This window comes from Marinobacter sp. PE14 (genome assembly GCF_053566155.1).
The window spans coordinates 592,503-611,723 of the sequence record NZ_JBQXNY010000002.1; the positions used below are offsets into that span (position 1 = coordinate 592,503).

The window sequence follows — 19,221 nt, forward strand, 5'->3', positions numbered from 1 at the left end:
AGGTGAGCAGACCGGACTCAGGCCAAACTCGTAGGTCGGATTAGCGAATGCGTAATCCGACATCCCTGCCTGCGCAAAGCCGCTTTCGTCGGATTACGCATTCGCTAATCCGACCTACGGTGGCGTTCCGTTTCTCTGCCTACGCGATGGTGAAAGGATTTCAACGCGTATTCAGGAGAACACAGCATGTCTGCCTCAGCCCTGGCCGAACCCCGGCCAACCTCGCACACCGATACCGAATCCCTTCAGGTCATCAAACGCAACGGCACCCTCGTGGGCTTTGACCCGTCGAAGATCAGCATTGCCGTGACCAAAGCGTTCCTGGCCGTCGAAGGTGAACAAGCCGCCGGCTCCGCCCGTATCAACGACGCGGTGCACCGTGTCACCGACCAGGTTATCCAGGCCATTGGTCGACGCCTTAAAGCCGGCGGCAAGGTGCACATCGAAGACATTCAGGACCAGGTGGAACTGGCTCTGATGCGAGCTGAAGAGCAAAAGGTAGCCCGGGCCTATGTTTTGTATCGGGAAGAGCATGCCCGGGAGCGTGCCCGCCATGCCCCGGTTGAGGCCCACCCGCACCTGACCGTGAAAAAGACCAGCGGCGAGATCGCTCCGCTGGATCTGGGACTGATGAAGCTGCAGGTAGAACAGGCGGCCACGGGGCTGGAAGGCATTGATGGTGATTCCCTGGTGGACGATGCCCTGACCAATCTCTATGACGGCATTGCCGAGGAAGACGTGCTGTCGGCCTTGATCATGACGGCCCGCAGCCGGATTGAGCGGGAGCCGGACTACAGCGCGGTCACCGCCCGCCTGCTCCTGGAGCAGCTCCGGCTGGAGAATGCGGCTGCCCTGGGTCTGCCCATCAGCCTGCCGCTGGCAGAGATCTACCCCCAGGCTCTGGCGGCCTTCATCGAGGCAGGTATTCGTTATGAGCTGCTGGACGAAGCCCTTGCTGCCTTTGATCTGGAGCGCCTTGGCGCTGCCCTGAAACCGGAGCGTGATCTTCAATTCGGCTTCCTGGGTCTGCAAACCCTGTACGACCGTTACTTCCTGCACTGGAACAAGGCCCGCCTGGAATTGCCTCAGGTATTCTTCATGCGCGTTGCCATGGGCCTGGCCCTGCGCGAAGACGACCCGAATGCTCGGGCCATCGAGTTCTACAACCTGTTGTCGTCCTTTGACTACATGGCCTCCACGCCCACCCTGTTTAACAGTGGTACCCGCCATTCACAGCTGTCTTCCTGCTATCTGACTACTGTGGGTGATGACCTGGAAGACATCTACGGCGCCATCCGCGATAACGCCATGCTGTCGAAATGGGCTGGCGGCCTGGGCAACGACTGGACTCCGGTGCGTGCGCTCGGCTCCCACATCAAGGGCACCAACGGCCAGAGCCAGGGCGTGGTACCGTTCCTGAAAGTGGTGAACGACACCGCCGTGGCGGTAAACCAGGGCGGTAAGCGTAAGGGCGCGGTGTGTGCCTACCTGGAAAGCTGGCACCTGGACATCGAGGAGTTCCTGGAACTGCGCAAGAACACGGGGGACGAGCGCCGCCGTACCCACGACATGAACACCGCCAACTGGGTGCCGGACCTGCTGATCGAGCGCATGCGAGAAGACCGTGACTGGACCCTGTTCTCCCCCAGCGATGCGCCGGATCTGCACGACCTGTATGGCAACGCCTTCCGTGAACGCTACGAGCACTACGAAGCCCTGGCAGAGCAGGGCAAAATCAAACTGTTCAAGAAAATCCCGGCCAAGCAGCTCTGGCGCAAGATGCTCACCGTGCTGTTCGAAACCGGCCACCCCTGGATCACCTTCAAAGACCCCTGCAACCTGCGTTCTCCCCAGCAGCACCGCGGTGTGGTGCACAGCTCCAACCTATGCACGGAAATCACCCTGAACACCAGTGCCGACGAGATCGCTGTATGCAACCTCGGTTCCGTGAACCTGGCGGCCCACATCGCCAACGGCGAGCTGGACGTGCAGCGTCTGGAAAAAACGGTGAACACCGCCGCGCGCATGCTCGATAACGTTATCGACATCAACTACTACGCAGTGCCGCAGGCCCGCAATTCCAACCTGAAGCATCGCCCGGTCGGTCTCGGCCTCATGGGTTTCCAGGATGCGCTCTATCAATTGGGCCTGCCGTATTCCAGCCCGGAAGCGGTTGAGTTTGCTGACGTTGCCATGGAGCAGCTCAGTTATTTCGCCATCCGCGCCTCGGCTTCGCTGGCGGGTGAGCGAGGCGCCTATGAGAGCTATGAGGGCTCACTCTGGCAGCAGGGCACCTTGCCGATCGACTCCATCCAACTGCTGAAGGAAAACCGCAGGGAAGGGGATCTGTCTGTAAATACCAAAGCCCGACTGGACTGGTCTCCCGTACGCGAACTGATCGCAAAAAACGGCATGCGCAACAGCAATGTGATGGCGATCGCCCCGACGGCCACGATTTCCAACATCGTGGGTGTGTCCCAGTCCATCGAGCCGGCGTACCAGAACCTGTTCGTGAAATCGAACCTCTCCGGCGAGTTCACCGTGGTAAACCCCTCCCTGGTGCAGGATCTCAAGGCCGAAGGCCTGTGGGACAACGTGATGGTGAACGACCTCAAATACTTCGACGGTTCCGTGCAGCAGATCGACCGTATCCCGGATGTGCTGAAAGCCCGCTACGCCACGGCCTTCGAGATCGATGCGCGATGGTTGGTGGAAGCCGCCGCCCGGCGCCAGAAATGGCTCGACCAGGCCCAGAGCCTGAACCTGTACATGGCCGAGCCCAGCGGTAAAAAGCTGGACGCCCTGTATCAGCTGGCCTGGGAGCGTGGCCTTAAGACCACCTATTACCTGCGCTCTTTGGGTGCCACCGGCGCCGAGAAAACCGCCCCGGTCGCCGCGCCGCAGCCCCAGGTGTGCAGCATCGACGATCCGGACTGCGAAGCCTGTCAGTAGGTTTTTGATGCCGTAGGTCGGATTAGCGCAGCGTAATCCGACAACCAATCCAGAGTTCAGGAACGAAGTCGGATTACGCTCCGCTAATCCGAACCACGATGAATCGAATGTGAAGGTAAGAAAATGCTCAATTGGGAAGACGATCAGATCACTCAGAATAGACCCGAAGCCCCAGCAGCCCCGGCACCGGTGAACGTGGACGACAAACGCGTCATCAACGGCGAGACCGACATTAACCAGCTGGCGCCATTCAAGTACCCCTGGGCCTGGGAGTACTTCATGAACGCCAACAAGAACCACTGGACGCCGCTGGACGTGAACATGGCCCAGGACGTTCACGACTACCACCACCGGCTCACCGCACCGGAAAAACATGTGTACGAGAACGTGCTGGCCTACCTCACCACCTCCGACATCCTGGCCATGCGCAACATCGGCCTGGCGGTGATGGAGAAGATGAGCGCGCCGGAACTGCAGATCTACCAGGCCCGGCAGGTGTACGAGGAGGCCATGCACACCTGGGCCTACCAGCACTGCATCGAAACCCTGAACCTGGACCAGAGCGAGATCTACAACCGCTACCGGGTGGTGCCCGCCATCAACGGCAAGATCCAGATCGCCAACCGAAGGCTGGACGCCGCCATGCGCCCGGACATGAACCTGCGCAACAAGGACGACCTGCAGGAATTCATCATGTCCTACCTGTTCTTCGCGGCGGTGTTCGAAGGCACTTGGTTCTACAACGGCTTCAGCCCCATCTTTGCCCTGCAGCGCCGGGGCCTGATGCGCGGCACCGGCGAGCAGCTGCAGTACATCCTGCGGGATGAGGCCATGCACTTCTCATTCGGCCTGAAAGTGGTCAACCAGATCGTGGAAGAGGAGAACATTACCTTCGATCCGAAAGCCGTGCGTGACATGTGGGACGAATCCGAGGCCGCCGAGAGAGCCTATGCGGACTACATCCTTCGCGATCCGATTCTCGGTTACTCGGCGGAGTATCACAGCGAGCAGTTCCGCTTCGTGGCCAACCGCCGTGCCCGTACCGTGGGCCTGGAAGAGCCGTTCCCGGGTGCGAAGAATGTTTCGCCCTGGCTGGACGAGCAGGCCACCCTGCGCAAGGAGAAGAACTTCTTCGAGACACGGGTGATTGAATACCAGACCGGGGCTCAGTTGGAGTGGTAGCGGATTAGGCCCGGAGTTCGGCGAAAGGTGTCGCAAAACTCCGGGGAAAACTGCCACTGCTCCATGTGCCGCAAGCTCCATGCGGCGGCTTTCCGAACTTGTGCAAAGGTACGAGTCGATTCAAAACCGGAAGTCTATGCTCTACAAGGGCTGGCTGATTAAGACGTCAACGACTCTTTTCAGGTGGCGGTGAGCGTCTCTTCGGCTCGTCCGATGTGCTGCCAATGCAGACCTGATTCCGCCCCTGGACCTTGGCCTGGTAGAGCCTCTGGTCGGCCGTTGCAATGGCGTGCTCCAGGGTGACGTGTTCGGAATGGCGGCTGGCGACGCCTACGCTGATGGTGCATTGGATTACTTTGCCGTGGTCATTGATCACCAGCTGCTCAACACTCCGGCGGTAACGTTCGGCCACTTTGTGGGCTTCGGCCTGATCTGTCTCCGGCAGTAACAGAGTGAACTCCTCTCCTCCCCACCGGGCGAGGAGATCGCCATGGCGACGTGAGCGATCAAGCTCGCTGGCAATTTTTTTCAGAATTCTGTCGCCAGCGGCGTGTCCGTAACGATCGTTGATACTCTTGAAGTTATCGATATCGATCATCGCCACACAGATGTTCCGATGGTTTCGTGTGACCAGACTCCAGAGTGACTGCGCAACAGGCAAAAAACCGCGCCGATTGTTCAGTCCGGTCAGCAGATCAACCTGGGCCGTTCGTTCGGCTATCACACGGGCATCGACGTTTTTACGAACAAGATCGGCCAGGGCCAACATCAAAAGCATGGCGTCCACCACCATGCCGATGTCCACGGCGTAATAGCCAACCTGAGTATATGAAATGGTGCCGGTTACCGTAAGAGCGGTAATGGTAGCACCCACGGCGGAGGCCAGGGTGCCCAGCATTAAATACCGTGCGGACTCGTTGCCGGATATCCAGCTCGATACTCCCATGTACAGCATCAATACACTGAACACCGGAACGATCAGGAATGCGAGGCGAAGTGCCGGACCCTGTTCGTTTAGCGCGAAACAGATGCCAAATAGCACGAAGTAAGATATGCACAGGACCTGGATGACTCTGTGAAGCCGTGGGCGGTAGAGTTTGGTGCGGAGAAAGTTTGTTGCAAACGCCAGTCCGGAGCTGGCGAAACATAGCATCAACAGGGGAGGTGCCCACTGCTGCCAGACGACCGCCTCGGGCCAGAGCAGGACCATTCCGATCCCGTTGTAGGAAGCCGTCATGGCCACAAAAGTGCCCGTGTACAGTGAATAGTACAGGTAACGCCGCTGCCGAAGGCTGAAAAACAGCATCAGCGTGTAGGCCGAAAGTGCGAACATCAGGCCGTAGACGAAACTGTAGAATGCGGTTTGTGCCTGCTCTTGGTTGTGGCTACTGGCAATGCTCGAAAAATAAAGCGGCAGTTTCATGGGGTCCGCCGTTTCCACCCGCACCAAAAGACGCGTCTTGCCGGGTGGAAACGAGTAATCCGCGCTCGGCAGGCGCTTGGCAAGGGAGCGTTCATTCAGCGCAATACGGTCACCGGCAACAAAGTGCTGCAGCAGACGGTTGTCAGCCACCAGGAAGAAATCCACATGCTCGAGCCAGCCGGTTCCGACGGACACGCGCCGTACGATGGTGTCGTTGGTTGAATTGATAACGTTAGCCACCACCCAGACCGCCTCGGAATTGATGCCACGGGTTAATACACTGGATTCGGGCTTTTGCAGAACAGCGGGATTTCGACGAATGAGGGACTGCACGTCATCAAATGAGAGAGGCTGCTCGTGTTCAACCAGAAAAGCCATGCGATCGACTATGGAGCCCTGATGGTCGGTTTGCGCGTCGATAACCGGAACCAAGCCATCACCGGGAGGCGATTCAGCCAAAACGTGTGTCGCCAGACCCAGAAGTGTCAGGAGGAGAAAGAAAAGGCCCTGCGATCGCACTATGCAATGTACTCGTTTTCGCCGAATTGCCTAGAATATAGGCAAATTCGGAACTTGTCATATGTCATGCGGACCAAAACCAGCCGGAGTGCGTTCGTCAGAATACAGTCAGTGCCGCCTAGCACTCCAGGCGCTTTCTCTCCCCGGACTCCACGTCGACGTATTCAATCTTTACGGTCTTGAAGTTCAGATCGACAAACAGGTGACAGTAGTAATCACCATGGCGCCAGGCCATGGCCACGCTGGAGTCATTGGAGTAGTTCAGCTCGAAATGGCCATCAAAGGCCGGATAGTTGCTGCGGAACTTCATCAGACTCAGCAGGCGTTGTACCACCGGTTTTTGCATCTCCTCGTCCACTTCTTCGAGGGTGTAATAGTGCCGGTTGATATCCCGCAGCTCGCCGGTCTGTTCCATCAGTTCATGATCGTTGCACCCGGCCAGCAGGCCAACGTAATACACCTGAGGAATGCCGGGAGCGAAGAACTGGATCGCCCGGGCGGCGATGTAGGCATCGTCGTTTTGCATCAGGGCATCGTAGAAGGTGCAGGTTAACTGGTAGATCGCGCCTACACTGTGAATGTTCGCCGCTGATCGGCGCAGAATCGGGTCGGCACTGCGTGCGTCTATGTTGTCGATGAGTATTCTTATTTTTTCATCCGGTAGCACCCCTTCGACATCCGGTATGCAGATGCCATCGTGCGTATCCAGCACCGTCACCATGTTACGCGGACACATGCGTAGCCAGTTTTTCAGGTAGGTGCTGTTCGCATCCAGCAGCGAGTAGAGAAGCAGGGGCGGCAAGGCAAAGCCATAGGGATGCATGTTGCGCCGGCTGATAGCGTACTGGTAACTGGTGTGATCGTGCACCTCTGGCAGGCATTCAGCTCCATGCTTGAGGGCCACCTCGTTAATCCAGTCCAGAATCCGGTAAACCTCCGGTTCCACGAGGAAACAACTGGTGCCGATGCGTTTGGTGGTGTAGCCAAACGCGTCCAGCCTCAGCAGGTTTACGCCCTTGGAGGTGAGAAATCCGATGTAGCTCTCCATAAGGCGATAGGCCAGATCGGAATCGTAGTTCAGGTCGATCTGCTGTTCGGTGAACGTGCACCAGACCCGGGTTTTGGTGCCATCGGCCAGCGTCACTTCCCGGAACGGTTCCTTTTCCTTGCGGATATGAATCTTGGCCATGTCGTCCGGGGAGATCTCGCCATACTTGTCGACGTGGACAAACAGATCGGCGTGTTCCGAGTCGAATCCCTTGGCAATGAAATCGAGGAACTCCGGCGACTCATCGGAGATATGATTGACGGTCAGGTCCACACACAGGTCGTATTTCTGTGTAAAGGCTTCGATGTCGTCCCAGGTTCCGAAGTCAGGGTCCACTTCCTTGTGGGTGAGGGGGGAGAAACCGCTATCCGCGTTCGAGGGAAAGAACGGCAGAATGTGAAGACCGCCGATGGCCTCCGAGAGGTGTGTTTCCACCATGGTGTGGAGGTCTTTGAGATCTTTACCAATCCGGTCCGGATAGCAGATCAGCTGCACTGCGTTTTTGAGCAGCATGGCGTTGCTCCTGGTTGTCAGCTTATAGGTGGCGGCCAGTTCAGGCTGCGTTTTTCCCCAGCGGTACGATCTTCTTTAGCTTGGTGTCACGCCGCTCTTCCACGGCCTCGATAAACTCCCGGCCCCAGTATTCGATGTCATATCGACACACGGCCCCATATGCCTCGGCCAGTCGGCTCTGGGCTTCGCTTCGGCTCATGGCCAGCGCGTAGTAACAGGTGTCGGCCAGATCCTGTGGATGGTGGGGGTTGGCCAGGATGGCGCCCCGCAGTTCGGCGGCGGCGCCGGCAAATTCCGAGAGCACGAGCACCCCACGGCCTTTGGTCAGCCCCTGGGTGGCGATGTATTCCTTGGCGACCAGGTTGAGACCGTCCCGAAGGGGGGTAATCCACATGACATCCGCCATGGTGTAATAAGCAACCAGTTCCTCGAACGGCAGGGCGCGGAAGAAGAACTGCACCGGGGTCCAGCCCACCTGGGCAAACTGGCCGTTGATACGGCCCACGGTCTGTTCGATCTGGGCCAGCAGTTCCTCGTAGATGGTCATCCCTTTCGCAGCCGGCACGCACACCATCATCAGGGTGACTTTGGTTTCCAGTTCCGGGTGCTCGGTCAGCATGCGCTCGTAGGCGTGGAGTTTCTCGAGAATACCCTTGGTGAAATCGAGTCGCTCCACGGAGAGAATCAGTCGGATATCGTCCAGTTCTTCCCGAAGGCTTTCCATGCGGGCGATAACGTCGTTATCAGTCAGAGCGTTTCGAACCCGGCTCAGGTCGAGACCAACAGGGTGAGCCCCGAGACCGATCGTCCGATCATTGATCTTGATCTCGGTGCTCATCTCATCCAGTCCCACTGCACAGCCATAAGTCAGAAAACGCGGTGCACATCCGGCCCGTTGGGTGACTTCCAGGGGTGTAACGCCACGGGCCACATCAACAAAGTTCTCGGCTTGCCGGGGAATATGGAACCCGATGTGATCGCACTGCAGCAGGCTGCCGATAATCTCCCGGCGCCAGGGCAGCACGTTGAATACATCGGCCGAAGGAAAGTAGGTGTGGTGAAAGAAAGCGATAGTGACATCCGGACGCAGTTCCCGGAGGAATGCCGGCACCATCCACAGATTGTAATCGTGGATCCAGACCACGGCGTTCTCCGCCGCCTCAGCTGCGGTGCGTTCAGCAAAGAGCCGGTTTACTTTCAGGAATACCTGCCAGTGATCATCCCGGAACGTGGCCCGTTCCCAGAAGGTGTGCAGGGTTGGCCAGAAAGCTTCTTTGGAGAACCGTTTGTAGAAAATATCGACATCTTCCGCGCTTAGCGGTACTCGGGCGGCGACCAGTTTTTCATAGCGGCCGGTGTCGACTTCGGTGTGAGTCTGGAAAGGCCCCAGATCAGGGTCATCGATGGACCATGCCACCCAGGAACCGGCCTTGCCGTCGGCAAAGAAGCTCAACAGGGTAGGGATGATGCCATTCGGAGATCGGGGCCGGCGCCGTATCAGTTCTCCGTTCTCGATCACCTCTTCGTAGGGCAACCGGTGGTAAACGATGACCAGGTCGGATTTGCCCAAGCGCATGGGATCCGGAATCTCGGCATCGATACCGGCATGACCGAGGAAACCGAAGTGTTCGAAGGCCTCCAGAATGCCGCCACAGCCGGTGGCCTCGGCATGGAACACCCGTGCCTGGAGCTCGGTCTCCTCGAGCAGGCCGGTCTCGGAGGCACCGACACAGACACCCTTGAAGCTCTGCTGGTACATCGACAGGTCGTTCAGAGTGTCGCCTGCCACCAGGACCGATTCAGGATCCGCATCCAGGTGTTCAACCAGGCGAGTCAGGGTGCTGCCTTTATTGACACCACGGGGCAGGATGTCCAAGTATTTGCTGGCAGAGAACAGGACTTCGCAGGACAGTTCGTCTGCCTTTTCAAGCAGGCCTTCACCAACTGCGGAAACGTCGCAGAAATAGGAAACCCGACGTTCCTGGGGCACTTCCTGACGCTGCAGACCTGCAAACGAAGAAAGTGCCGCCTCGACCACCTGTTCACCTGGCCAGATCCGGTCAATCTCGCCCTGTAAGGGTTGGATGGCCTGCTGGGACCCGCCGTGCACCACAGTGCAGCCAACGTCGCAGATAATGTAGTCAGGCTGGGGAATGGTGGGGTCTGAGAGAAGGGGCAATACCGACTCCAGCCCTCGACCAGTCACGAACACCAGCTGGATTTCCGGGTGGGCCGAAATCAGCTGGTACAGCCTGAGACGATCGCCCGGATCACCCGCAAGAAAGGTTCCGTCGAGATCGGTGGCAAGCAACATGGTGGTGCACTCCTGTGTGAGTGTTTCCTTTTGTCCAGTGGTTCAGCGCACCGATGCACAGAGATGGGTAACCACTCAGTGAAGGCAAAGCGCATTGCTGAACCGGGGACCCTGGTCAGAGTGCTTGCAGGTTTTGTACCGGGCGATGACGAGAAATGGCGGGCTTTGTGCAGAAAACAAAAAATTTACAGTGTAAAAACAAAGTATTGCAATGAAACGGAAAGCGCCGGCAAGGGTCAGAATGACCAGCGCATATAGGTCTATATTGGTGCGGAGAGATCCGGCATGCGTTATTTCGGGGCTTTTTCACGGCCCCGATATCGGTGTGTTTAACCGGCGCTTACCGCTACCTGTGTTCCGTTGAAGGCGGCGTTGCCTGTCAGAGCGTCAATTCGTTGGGAGTCCGTCACATCGTTCATGCTGGCACCGGGTTGCGACTCCGCAACCGACATGCGGGTGTCGGCGCGGTTATGGCCCCAACCCTGGGGAATACTGATCACCCCTTCAAACATATCGTTGTCGATCTCGACCGGCAGCCGGATGTTACCGGTCACCGAGCGGACCTCTGCCAGCTGTCCGTCTTCAAGCCCGATTTTGCGGGCATCTGAGGCGTTCATCTGCAAAGTGCACGGGTTCTTGCCCTTGACCAAGCGGTGGGAGTTCTGGGTCCAGGTGTTGTGGCTGCGGGGCAGGCGGCGGCTGATCAGCGTGAACGGATAGTCGCTGTTCTCATCTGCCTGCAACAGGCCTGAGGCATCCAGGCGTTTCAGGTCGTCCAGATACAGCTGCGGAGCCAACCGGATCTTGCCGTCTTCGGTCTGGATGCGCTGCGCCAGGCAGGGCTGCAGTGGTCCCAGATCCACACCATGGGGGTTGGCTTTCAGGGTCTCCAGGCTCATGCCCTCTTTTCCGTAGGCGCCGTGTTTCAGGCCCAGGTCCAGCATGGCCTCCGGCGTTACGCCATCGTCTTCCAGGCTCGTTAACTGCAGGGCCAGATCCCGCAGAATTTCCCAGTCGTGTTTCTGGTTTGGCGCTTTTTCGAACATCGGTTCCGAGAATTTCGCGGTGTTGCGAACCGCGAAGGAGTTGAAGAAGACATCAAAATGGGGCACTTCCAGCCCGGTAGTGGCCGGCAGGATGATGTCCGCATGGCGGGTGGTTTCGTTCAGATAGATATCCACCGACACCATGAAATCCAGCGCATCGAAGGCTTCTTCCAGGCGAGCTCCACCAGGCGCCGAGAGCACGGGATTGCCGGCGATGGTAATCATCGCGCGAATCTGTCCCTCTCCCGGGGTCAGGATCTCATCAGCCAGGGTAGCGACCGGGAACTCGTTGTTGAAGTAGGGCAGTTTTCGCACCCGGGACTCATAACGGCCATAAGAGCTGGGCTTGCCCTTCTTGTCCCGCACCAGATCAAAGGCCGGCTGGGGGAACATGGCGCCACCGCGGCTATCGAAGTTGCCGGTGAGAATGTTCAGCACGTTGTTCAGCCACTGGCAGAGACCGCCGAACGATTGGGTCGAGGCGCCCATACGGCTGTAGCAAACGGCGCTTTTGGCGGCGGCCATATCCCGTGCCAGCTCGCGAATAGCATCGGCGGTCATGCCGCAGGCCTCTGCCACAGTCTCGGGGGAATAGGGTTTGACGGCCTCGGCCAATTGCTCAAGCCCGTCGATCCGGTCTTCCAGGTGGCCCAGGGTAACCAGTTTTTCCTGGAACAGCGTGTGGACCATAGCCAGCATGAACAGGGCGTCGGTTTCCGGGCGGATAAACAGGTGCTGGTCGGCTTTTTTAGCGGTTTCAGTACGACGCGGATCCACCACCACTACCTTGCCACCCCGTTGCTGGATGGCTTTCAGCCGTTTACCCACCCCCGGCGCGGTCATCAGGCTTCCGTTGGAGACAATCGGGTTGGCGCCAATGATCAGCATGAAATCCGTGTGGTCGATGTCCGGGACCGGAATGAGCATGCCGGCGCCGAGCATGTAATTGGAGGCCACGTGGTGTGGTAACTGGTCGGCGGAGGCGGAGCTGTAGCGGTTATTGGTGCCCATAGCCTTGAAGAACCGCGGCAGCATGATGGCGTTGCCGAAGTTATGGGCGTTTGGATTACCCAGATAAACCCCGACCGCATCCTGCCCGTGTTCCTGCTGAATGCCGCGAAACCGCGAGGCGATTTCCCCGAAAGCTTCATCCCAACTGATCTCCTGCCAGCCGTCGGCGGTGCGCCTCATGGGTGTTTTCAGGCGGTCCTTGTCGTTGTAGAAATCCTGCAGTGCGACGGCTTTCGGGCAGATATGGCCATGGCTGAACGGGTCGTTGTTATCGCCCTTGATGGACAGGATCTCGTTACCCCGATGCTTGATTTCGAGGCCACACATGGCTTCACAGATGTTGCAGGTGCGGTAATGGGTCTGGGTGTCAGTCATGGCAAACACTCGGTCCGGATATTGTCGTTATTGGTTCTGGCAGTGTGGCACAAGCCGGCGGAAAATCAGACGGTCATAATTCACATAAAACCGGTCAATCTCGCCAAATAATGTTTCTCCCGGTGCCTGAAAGACAGGCTGGGATTTCATCGTACAATAGCGCCATGGCTAAATCCTTTTACCGTCGGGGCCCGGACCATCGTGCCGGAGCGCAGGCAACATTTCTCGACGTGCGACGTCGTTTCCAGTTCCGTTCCATCGAGATTGGCCGCTGGGTCACAGAGCCGGAGAAACAGCGCAGTGCGTCGTTGTTCTACGATGCCCTGTGCGACCTGATGACCATTCTTGGCGGGACCGAGTCGCTGGTTTCCCTGCGTGGAACCCTGGCTTTGCAATACGGCATTGGCGGTCGGCCTGGCGTGTCGGCCCATTACACGCCTGCCACCCGCAGTTTCTCCCTGGCCAAGAACGCCGGCCCCGGGAGCATAGCCCACGAGTGGTTTCACGCTTTCGATCACTACATTGGCGAGAAGCTTTTCGGCGAGTCACAGAGAGGCCAGTTTGCTTCAAAACTCTGGCTCGGCCGCGACGACGCGGTCAGGCATCCGCTGAATGATCGACTGCAGGCCTGCTTCAAGGCGATTCTTCTGGACGAAAAAGGTTCAGAGCCCAGTGAACTCTTCCGGCGCTCGGTGAAGGCGGACAAAGCGGCAGGGACTCAATATTTCAGCTTGCCCGAAGAGCTTTGCGCCCGGGCGTTTGAAGCGTTTGTGCAGGATGCCGACGTGAAGAACGCTTTTCTGGTGAGCGGAACCCGGGAGTCTGAAGAGGCAAAACTGGGTCTGTACCCGGTGGGCGCGGAACGCGAACGCGTCAACAACGCTTTTTACAATTATTATACCGCCCTTGGCCGGGCGCTCCGTTCAGCAGAGGAGTAATGGCTTGTGACAGCGCTTGAGCTGAAATTACCGCCGGTGGTTCTTGTTGCTATTGTGGCGGTTGGGATGTGGGCTCTGTCCCGGATTTCGCCAGACTTCCCAATCGCCATTCCAGCGGCAGGCTGGTTGGCGTCCGGCGTTGCACTGACGGGCATAGCGATCGCGGTTCTTGGTGTCTCGGCGTTCAGAAAGGCGGGCACAACGGTAGACCCCAGGGCTCCCGAGCAGTCTGAAAGTCTCGTGGTTTCTGGTGTCTATCGGTACAGCAGAAACCCGATGTACCTGGGATTCCTGCTGGTGCTTTGCGCCTGGGGGCTGTGGCTTGGCAACCTGCCGGCCCTGCTTTTCTTGCCAGCATTTGTCCTCTACATGAATCATTTCCAGATCGTTCCGGAAGAGCGGTTCATGCGGGACAAATTTGGTGCCACCTATGCGACCTACAGTGCCGAGGTTCGCCGCTGGATATGAGCAGCAGTTCAGTGGCAGTGCGCGTGAGCAACCCAACTAACGGAGCCGTTCCAGGCTAGAAGCCTTGCTTTCAACCTCCAGCCATGTCTTGAGATCGTCCAGCGACTTCGGCGAGCAGATCCAGTAGCCCTGGAGCATTTCTGCTCCCAACTGGTTCAGAAGGCGGGCCGAGTTTTCGGTTTCGATACCCTCGGCCACCACCTGATAGCCCAGGCCCTGGCCCATCCTGATGGCGGTTTCGACAATCATCCTGGCGCCCTCGCTGGACTCGATGTCCTGTAGCAGGGCCCGGTCCAGTTTGATTTCGCTGGCGGGCAGTTTCTTGAGATAGGAGAGCGACGAGTAGCCGGCGCCAAAGTCGTCAATCGAGAGCTTAAGCCCGATAGCCGTCAATTCGTTCAGGGCTTTCAGGCCTCTGTGGGGATCATCCATGGCCGCGGTTTCGGTGAGCTCGACGATGACCTGTTCTGCTCGCAGCTGATATCGCTTTATGCGGGTTTCGAACAGGCCTATCAGTTCTGGAGAGCTTAGATCCCGGGCAGAGATATTCACAGAAACGGTCAGAGCCGGATCGAGGGTATGGAGTTCCTTCAGATCGTTCAGAGCCTGATCCACTACCCATCGTGTCAGATGTTTGATCACACCGGTTTTCTCCGCCATCGGAACAAACTCAATCGGCGGCACCCAGCCTCGATCCGGGTGGTGCCAGCGGATCAGGGCTTCAACACCCACCACCTTGCCTGTCAGAAGGCTGATTTTGGGCTGATAGTAGAGTTGGGTCTGGTTTCTGTGCAGCGCCTCTCGCAGGTCTGACATCAACGTCAGTCGGCTTTCGTCGTAGATGTCGTTCTTCCTGGAATACAGGCCGGTTTGATAGGGGCCGAGGGGCGCCATTTCCATCCCGACATGGGCATTGCGGATCAACAGGGCCGCTTTTTTGCCGTGTTCCGGGTAGCTGGCCGCGCCGAACCGCGGATTGGGCTCGATGGCGATGTTATCCAGCAAAACCGGTTCAGCCAGCTGCTTCAGAGCATTATCCAGCGACCTGAAGTCGTCTCCGGTTTTGCTGACATCCACCAGCAGGCCAAAGCTGTCTCCGGACAGCTGATAGACACGCTCCTCTTTACCATCGGAATTGATGGCAGAGTGCACCATAGGCAGTGCGGCTGCCAGTCTTGTCATCTGTTCGGCCATCGCTTTTAGCAAGCGCTCGCTGCGCTCAAGGCCCAGGGTCCGGTTGATTTCTGTTAACTGGGTTACGCGGGTCACCCCCACCAGGTAGCGGCCATTGGGATGCTGTTGCAGCTGCTCATCGACCATCCATTCGAACCGGTTCCGGTTGGGAAGGCCGGTAACGGGGTCATGGGTAAGCGCTTCGTTTAGCTTGTTCTGGGCCTGGTTCCGGGCTTTCTGCTGCTGAAGGATGTCGGCCTGGGCCTGGATCTTCTGCTCCCTTTCCCGGTACAGGCGGTCCGCCAGGGCAAGGGTCAGAATGAAGGCTTCAAGTCCGGAGCCAATCTGCATGGCGTATTCGGTAAAGAAATTCTCTGGCAACAGACCGAGCGCCCGACCTGCCGTTGCCGATACCCCCACCGTGAGAGGTGTCCAGGCAATCGTGAAGAATACCCCTGCACGAACACCGGCAGCCCAGGCAACAGGGCCTGCCAGCAGCAGCAGCGAGAAGAACCCGAACGCAGAGACCGCCGCCACCCGGATGCCGGTGTCGTAGTTCAAAAGCGGGGCGCTCAGGAAGTACAGGAGTTCGAAAGTCAGCATGGCTTGCAGGGCCCGGTAAAGCCGCGGACTGTGTGAGCGAACTTTCAGGAACTCCATGCAGAACAGGATTGAGAACATCGCCAGGAAGGGGATACTGAGCATCAGCAGATGGGCGTGAAGGGCTGGTGCATCCGGATAGATATGCTGAAGCGTGTAGCCGCGGAGAGCGGCGAAGAACAGGAAATACCCGAAGATGGCCAGGGCGTAGTACAGGTATAGCTTTTCGCGAAGTGTCAGGAACACGGCCAGGTTGATCAGAATGATGACTGCCAGGCTGCCGTAATAAAAGAAATGCAGTTTCTGCTCGTTGGCAGCGGCCTCGTAAAAATCATTCTGTTGCCATATCCGCAACGGCACGACCATCGTCCCCTGGGTAGCGACCCGAATGTAGAGTGTTTTCAAGGTGTCCGGGGCTACCTGGAATCTCAACAGCATGTTGGGATGGTCTACATCCCTTGGATAGAAAGGACGGGTGTCGCCGGTCTGGTATTCGCGAAGTACAGTGTTTCCGGAGAGCTCGTGGAACACTACGTCATCGAGCTGGGAGTAGGCCAGCTCCGCGATCAGCAGTTGATCATGTTCTGTCTGGTTACGCACCTGAAGCCGCAACCAGTAGGCGGAATCTGTGATGCCGAAGGTGGCCTTGCTGGAGGGTCTTGCCTGCCATGCCGACGCGGGAAGGGCGCGTACAGCTTCCAGGGTGGCTTCGGCACTGGTGTCTTCCCAATACTGGAAATGGCTTTCGATCGGTTCGTCAGGGGCGAGTGTAATCGGGCCGGCATCCGCACGGGCAAACTGGAACGCGCAGGAAACCAGGATCAGAACAAGGATACGCAGAGCAGTGTTGAGGATCACGAACAGTAGACCCCGTTTTATCGCCATCAGGCTTTTCTTTTTATCGTACGGTTCAGCTTAACAATGTTTCCCCCTTAGAAAAGCCGAGAACCCATATTTAATGTAGCGAAATGTCTCATATTTCGAGTTTCCAGGCGCTGTGTTCCGTTTCTTTGGTGCTACCGACGGCCCAGGGCGCCTGTCTGGATTGCGCCCCATCTGCTACGTTGAAAGGATAAATCCTTTCCCACGGAGGCCTCTATGTTTGTCGCTGAAAAAGCAACCGGGCACCTGATTGAGGTACTGGACACCCAGGCACTGTTTGATCCCCATATCCAGCAGGTGAGTGGCAGTCTTCATTACGGGGAGGAGGCGCAGGATCCTGAACCCTACTCCAAATCCGAGTTGGCTTTTCCTTCCGGCGAAGCTCTGCCAATGTGCTGGACAGACCCCGACTACCGGCGCCATAGCTGATATTCGCTTTCCCTTGCCGCATCAGTGATGAGGGCCACGTTAGCGTGGTCCTCAGCTTGTCCGTTTTTAAACAGGTTTGAATTCCTCGTTTGGCTTCTGTAACCTTTTTATTAATTGAACGTTCAATTAATAAAAGCAGGGCTAATTCACGCTGCTTTTCAACACCGGAATCAAGACGAGTAACCGAAGCCGCCATGCCAAAAGTTGGGGTTAAAGACACACGCAAGCAGCAGCTGATTGAAGCTACCATGCATTCGATTGCCGAGCTGGGAATGCAGAACACCACGATTGTGAGCATCAGCAAACGGGCGGGCATGTCCTCCGGGATTATCAGCCATTATTTCGGCGGCAAGCAGGGTCTGATTGAAGCGGCCCTGCGTTATCTGCTCGATCAACTGGGCAAGGAACTCCGGGAGCGTATGGCCAAGACCGACCGCTCCCCGGAACAGCGGCTCAATTGCATCATCGAGTCGAACTTTTCCGAGTTTCAGCGCTCTGCGCTGGCGGCCAAGACCTGGCTGAGCTTCTGGGCCCGGTCGATGCATGAGCCGGGGCTCAAGCGGCTGCAGCAGATCAACAACGCCCGGTTGTACAGCAACCTGCGATATTCCTTCGCACAGGCGCTTGAACCTGGCGCAGCGACTGAGGCCGCCCGGCAAACCGCGGCAATGATCGACGGGTTCTGGCTGCGCAGTGCGCTTAGCCTGGACCCGTTAGAAAGTTTTGAGGCCGGCGAGCGGCTCTGCAAGAAATTTGTCCACGAGACACTGGCCCAGGCCACCGCCTGAGCCGCGATAGATTCGAACGGCCCACAAGGCCTGAAGACACCGAACCGAGGTTAATTACCAACTATGTCTGCATCTCTTCCTGTTGTTCAGAATTTCGTCCATGGCCGTTTCTTGGCCAACAGCACCGGCGAAACCTTCCCCGTGGTGAATCCGGCCACCGGTCAGGTTATCTATGAGGTCGAGGTGGCGGATGAGTCCGTTCAGCAGGCCGCCATCGAAAGTGCCCGCGCCGGCTTTGCCGAGTGGTCGGCAATGACTGCCATTGAACGCAGCCGGATCCTGTTGCGGGCGGTCGCGCTCTTGAGGGAGCGCAATGATGAGCTGGCCGCAGCGGAAGTACGCGATACCGGCAAGCCCTGGCAGGAGGCGGAAGCCGTGGATGTGGTCACCGCTACCGACGCGATTGAATTCTTTGCCGGCCTGGCGCCGTCCATCGAAGGTAACCAGCAGGACCTGGGCGGTGATTTTTACTACACCCGCCGTGAGCCCCTGGGAATCTGCGCCGGCATAGGCGCCTGGAACTACCCGATCCAGATCGCCTGCTGGAAATCCGCGCCGGCTCTGGCCTGCGGCAACGCCATGATTTTCAAACCCTCCGAGGAAACCCCGATGGGTGCGGTGAAGCTGGCGGAAATCTTTACCGAAGCGGGCGTGCCGGCGGGCGTGTTCAACGTGGTGCAGGGCGCCGCCGAAGTGGGCCAGTGGCTGACCCACCACCCCGAGATTGCCAAGGTCTCCTTCACGGGAGAAGTTGCTACCGGCAAGAAGGTGATGGCAGCGGCATCCTCCACCCTGAAGGACGTCACCATGGAGCTGGGCGGGAAGTCACCGCTGATCATCTTTGACGATGCGGACCTCGAGAACGCCATTTCTGCCGCCATGGTGGGCAACTTCTACACCCAGGGTGAGATCTGCACCAACGGCACCCGGGTGTTTGTTCATGAAGATCTGTACCCGCGCTTTATCGAACGTCTGCTGGAACGCACCCGCAACAATATCAAGCCTGGCGACCCCATGAATCCGGACACCAATTTCGGCGCGCTCATCTCCGCAAAACACCGGGATCTGGTGCTTGATTACATCGCCAAAGGCCTTTCCGAAGGCGCCACCCTCAGCCACGGTGGCCGGGCCTTTGAGCCGGAGGATTCGAAAGGGGGCTATTTCGTTGAGCCCACCATCTTCACCGACTGCACCGATGACATGACCATCGTGAAGGAAGAGATCTTCGGGCCGGTGATGTCGGTACTGACCTTCTCCGACGAAGACGAGGTAATTGCCCGGGCCAACAACACCGATACCGGTCTGGCCGCTGGCGTGTTCACCAACGATATCCGCCGGGCTCACCGCGTGATTCACCAGATCGAGGCCGGCATCTGCTGGATCAACAGCTACGGTGCCTCCCCGGCGGAAATGCCGGTGGGCGGCTACAAGCTCTCCGGTATTGGCCGGGAAAACGGGCGCGAGACCATCGCTCACTACACCCAGATCAAGTCCGTTTATATCGGAATGCAGGATCTGGACGCCCCGTTTTAAGCCCGCACTCGACACAGGAGAACGCGT

General features: G+C 57.9%; 12 protein-coding genes. 7 read left to right on the top strand and 5 right to left on the bottom strand.

Features of this window, described 5'->3' with window-relative positions:
* The first annotated feature begins 186 nt into the window (after window positions 1-186).
* Together ACWJ62_RS08580 and ACWJ62_RS08585 are read left to right on the top strand one after the other, a co-directional pair.
* Entirely contained in the window at window positions 187-2,952 is a 2,766-nt protein-coding gene (locus ACWJ62_RS08580) for a ribonucleoside-diphosphate reductase subunit alpha (RefSeq protein WP_449285803.1), read from the top strand.
* Between the two features lie 123 nt (window positions 2,953-3,075).
* Entirely contained in the window at window positions 3,076-4,134 is a 1,059-nt protein-coding gene (locus ACWJ62_RS08585) for a ribonucleotide-diphosphate reductase subunit beta (RefSeq protein ID WP_449285804.1), read from the top strand.
* A 166-nt stretch (window positions 4,135-4,300) separates the two neighbouring features.
* Here the strand turns inward: ACWJ62_RS08585 and ACWJ62_RS08590 are convergent, their stop codons facing one another.
* The 4 genes from ACWJ62_RS08590 to ACWJ62_RS08605 form a co-directional block, all read right to left on the bottom strand.
* A complete protein-coding gene (locus tag ACWJ62_RS08590) occupies window positions 4,301-6,016 on the bottom strand; it encodes a diguanylate cyclase (protein WP_449285805.1) in 1,716 nt (571 codons plus the stop codon).
* 178 nt (window positions 6,017-6,194) lie between these two features.
* A complete protein-coding gene (gene gtfA, locus ACWJ62_RS08595; RefSeq protein ID WP_449285806.1) occupies window positions 6,195-7,637 on the bottom strand; it encodes a sucrose phosphorylase in 1,443 nt (480 codons plus the stop codon).
* A gap of 40 nt (window positions 7,638-7,677) precedes the next feature.
* The gene (gene ggpS, locus ACWJ62_RS08600; RefSeq protein WP_449285807.1) at window positions 7,678-9,951 is read right to left on the bottom strand and encodes a glucosylglycerol-phosphate synthase; all 2,274 of its coding nucleotides are present in this window, start codon (window positions 9,949-9,951) and stop codon (window positions 7,678-7,680) included.
* A 329-nt stretch (window positions 9,952-10,280) separates the two neighbouring features.
* Window positions 10,281-12,383, bottom strand: a complete 2,103-nt coding sequence (locus ACWJ62_RS08605) for a molybdopterin-dependent oxidoreductase (RefSeq protein ID WP_449285808.1) — start codon at window positions 12,381-12,383, stop codon at window positions 10,281-10,283.
* 164 nt (window positions 12,384-12,547) lie between these two features.
* Between ACWJ62_RS08605 and ACWJ62_RS08610 the strand changes: the two genes are divergently transcribed.
* Entirely contained in the window at window positions 12,548-13,321 is a 774-nt protein-coding gene (locus ACWJ62_RS08610; RefSeq protein WP_449285809.1) for a CLCA_X family protein, read from the top strand.
* A 6-nt stretch (window positions 13,322-13,327) separates the two neighbouring features.
* On the top strand, window positions 13,328-13,789 hold the full coding sequence (locus ACWJ62_RS08615) for a methyltransferase family protein (RefSeq protein WP_449285810.1): 462 nt from the start codon (window positions 13,328-13,330) through the stop codon (window positions 13,787-13,789).
* Between the two features lie 36 nt (window positions 13,790-13,825).
* Here ACWJ62_RS08615 and ACWJ62_RS08620 read toward each other — a convergent pair whose 3' ends face one another.
* Window positions 13,826-16,447: an EAL domain-containing protein gene (locus ACWJ62_RS08620; RefSeq protein ID WP_449285811.1), complete on the bottom strand. Its 2,622-nt coding sequence runs from the start codon at window positions 16,445-16,447 to the stop codon at window positions 13,826-13,828.
* A 213-nt stretch (window positions 16,448-16,660) separates the two neighbouring features.
* Between ACWJ62_RS08620 and ACWJ62_RS08625 the strand changes: the two genes are divergently transcribed.
* The 3 genes from ACWJ62_RS08625 (at window position 16,661) to betB (ending at window position 19,194) form a co-directional block, all read left to right on the top strand.
* Complete coding sequence (locus ACWJ62_RS08625; protein WP_449285812.1) at window positions 16,661-16,873, top strand: acetyltransferase; 213 nt, start codon at window positions 16,661-16,663, stop codon at window positions 16,871-16,873.
* 194 nt (window positions 16,874-17,067) lie between these two features.
* Window positions 17,068-17,661, top strand: coding sequence for a transcriptional regulator BetI (gene betI / locus ACWJ62_RS08630; protein WP_449285813.1), 594 nt, complete (start codon window positions 17,068-17,070; stop codon window positions 17,659-17,661).
* A 63-nt stretch (window positions 17,662-17,724) separates the two neighbouring features.
* Window positions 17,725-19,194: a betaine-aldehyde dehydrogenase gene (gene betB / locus ACWJ62_RS08635; protein WP_449285814.1), complete on the top strand. Its 1,470-nt coding sequence runs from the start codon at window positions 17,725-17,727 to the stop codon at window positions 19,192-19,194.
* The last annotated feature ends 27 nt before the right edge of the window (window positions 19,195-19,221 follow it).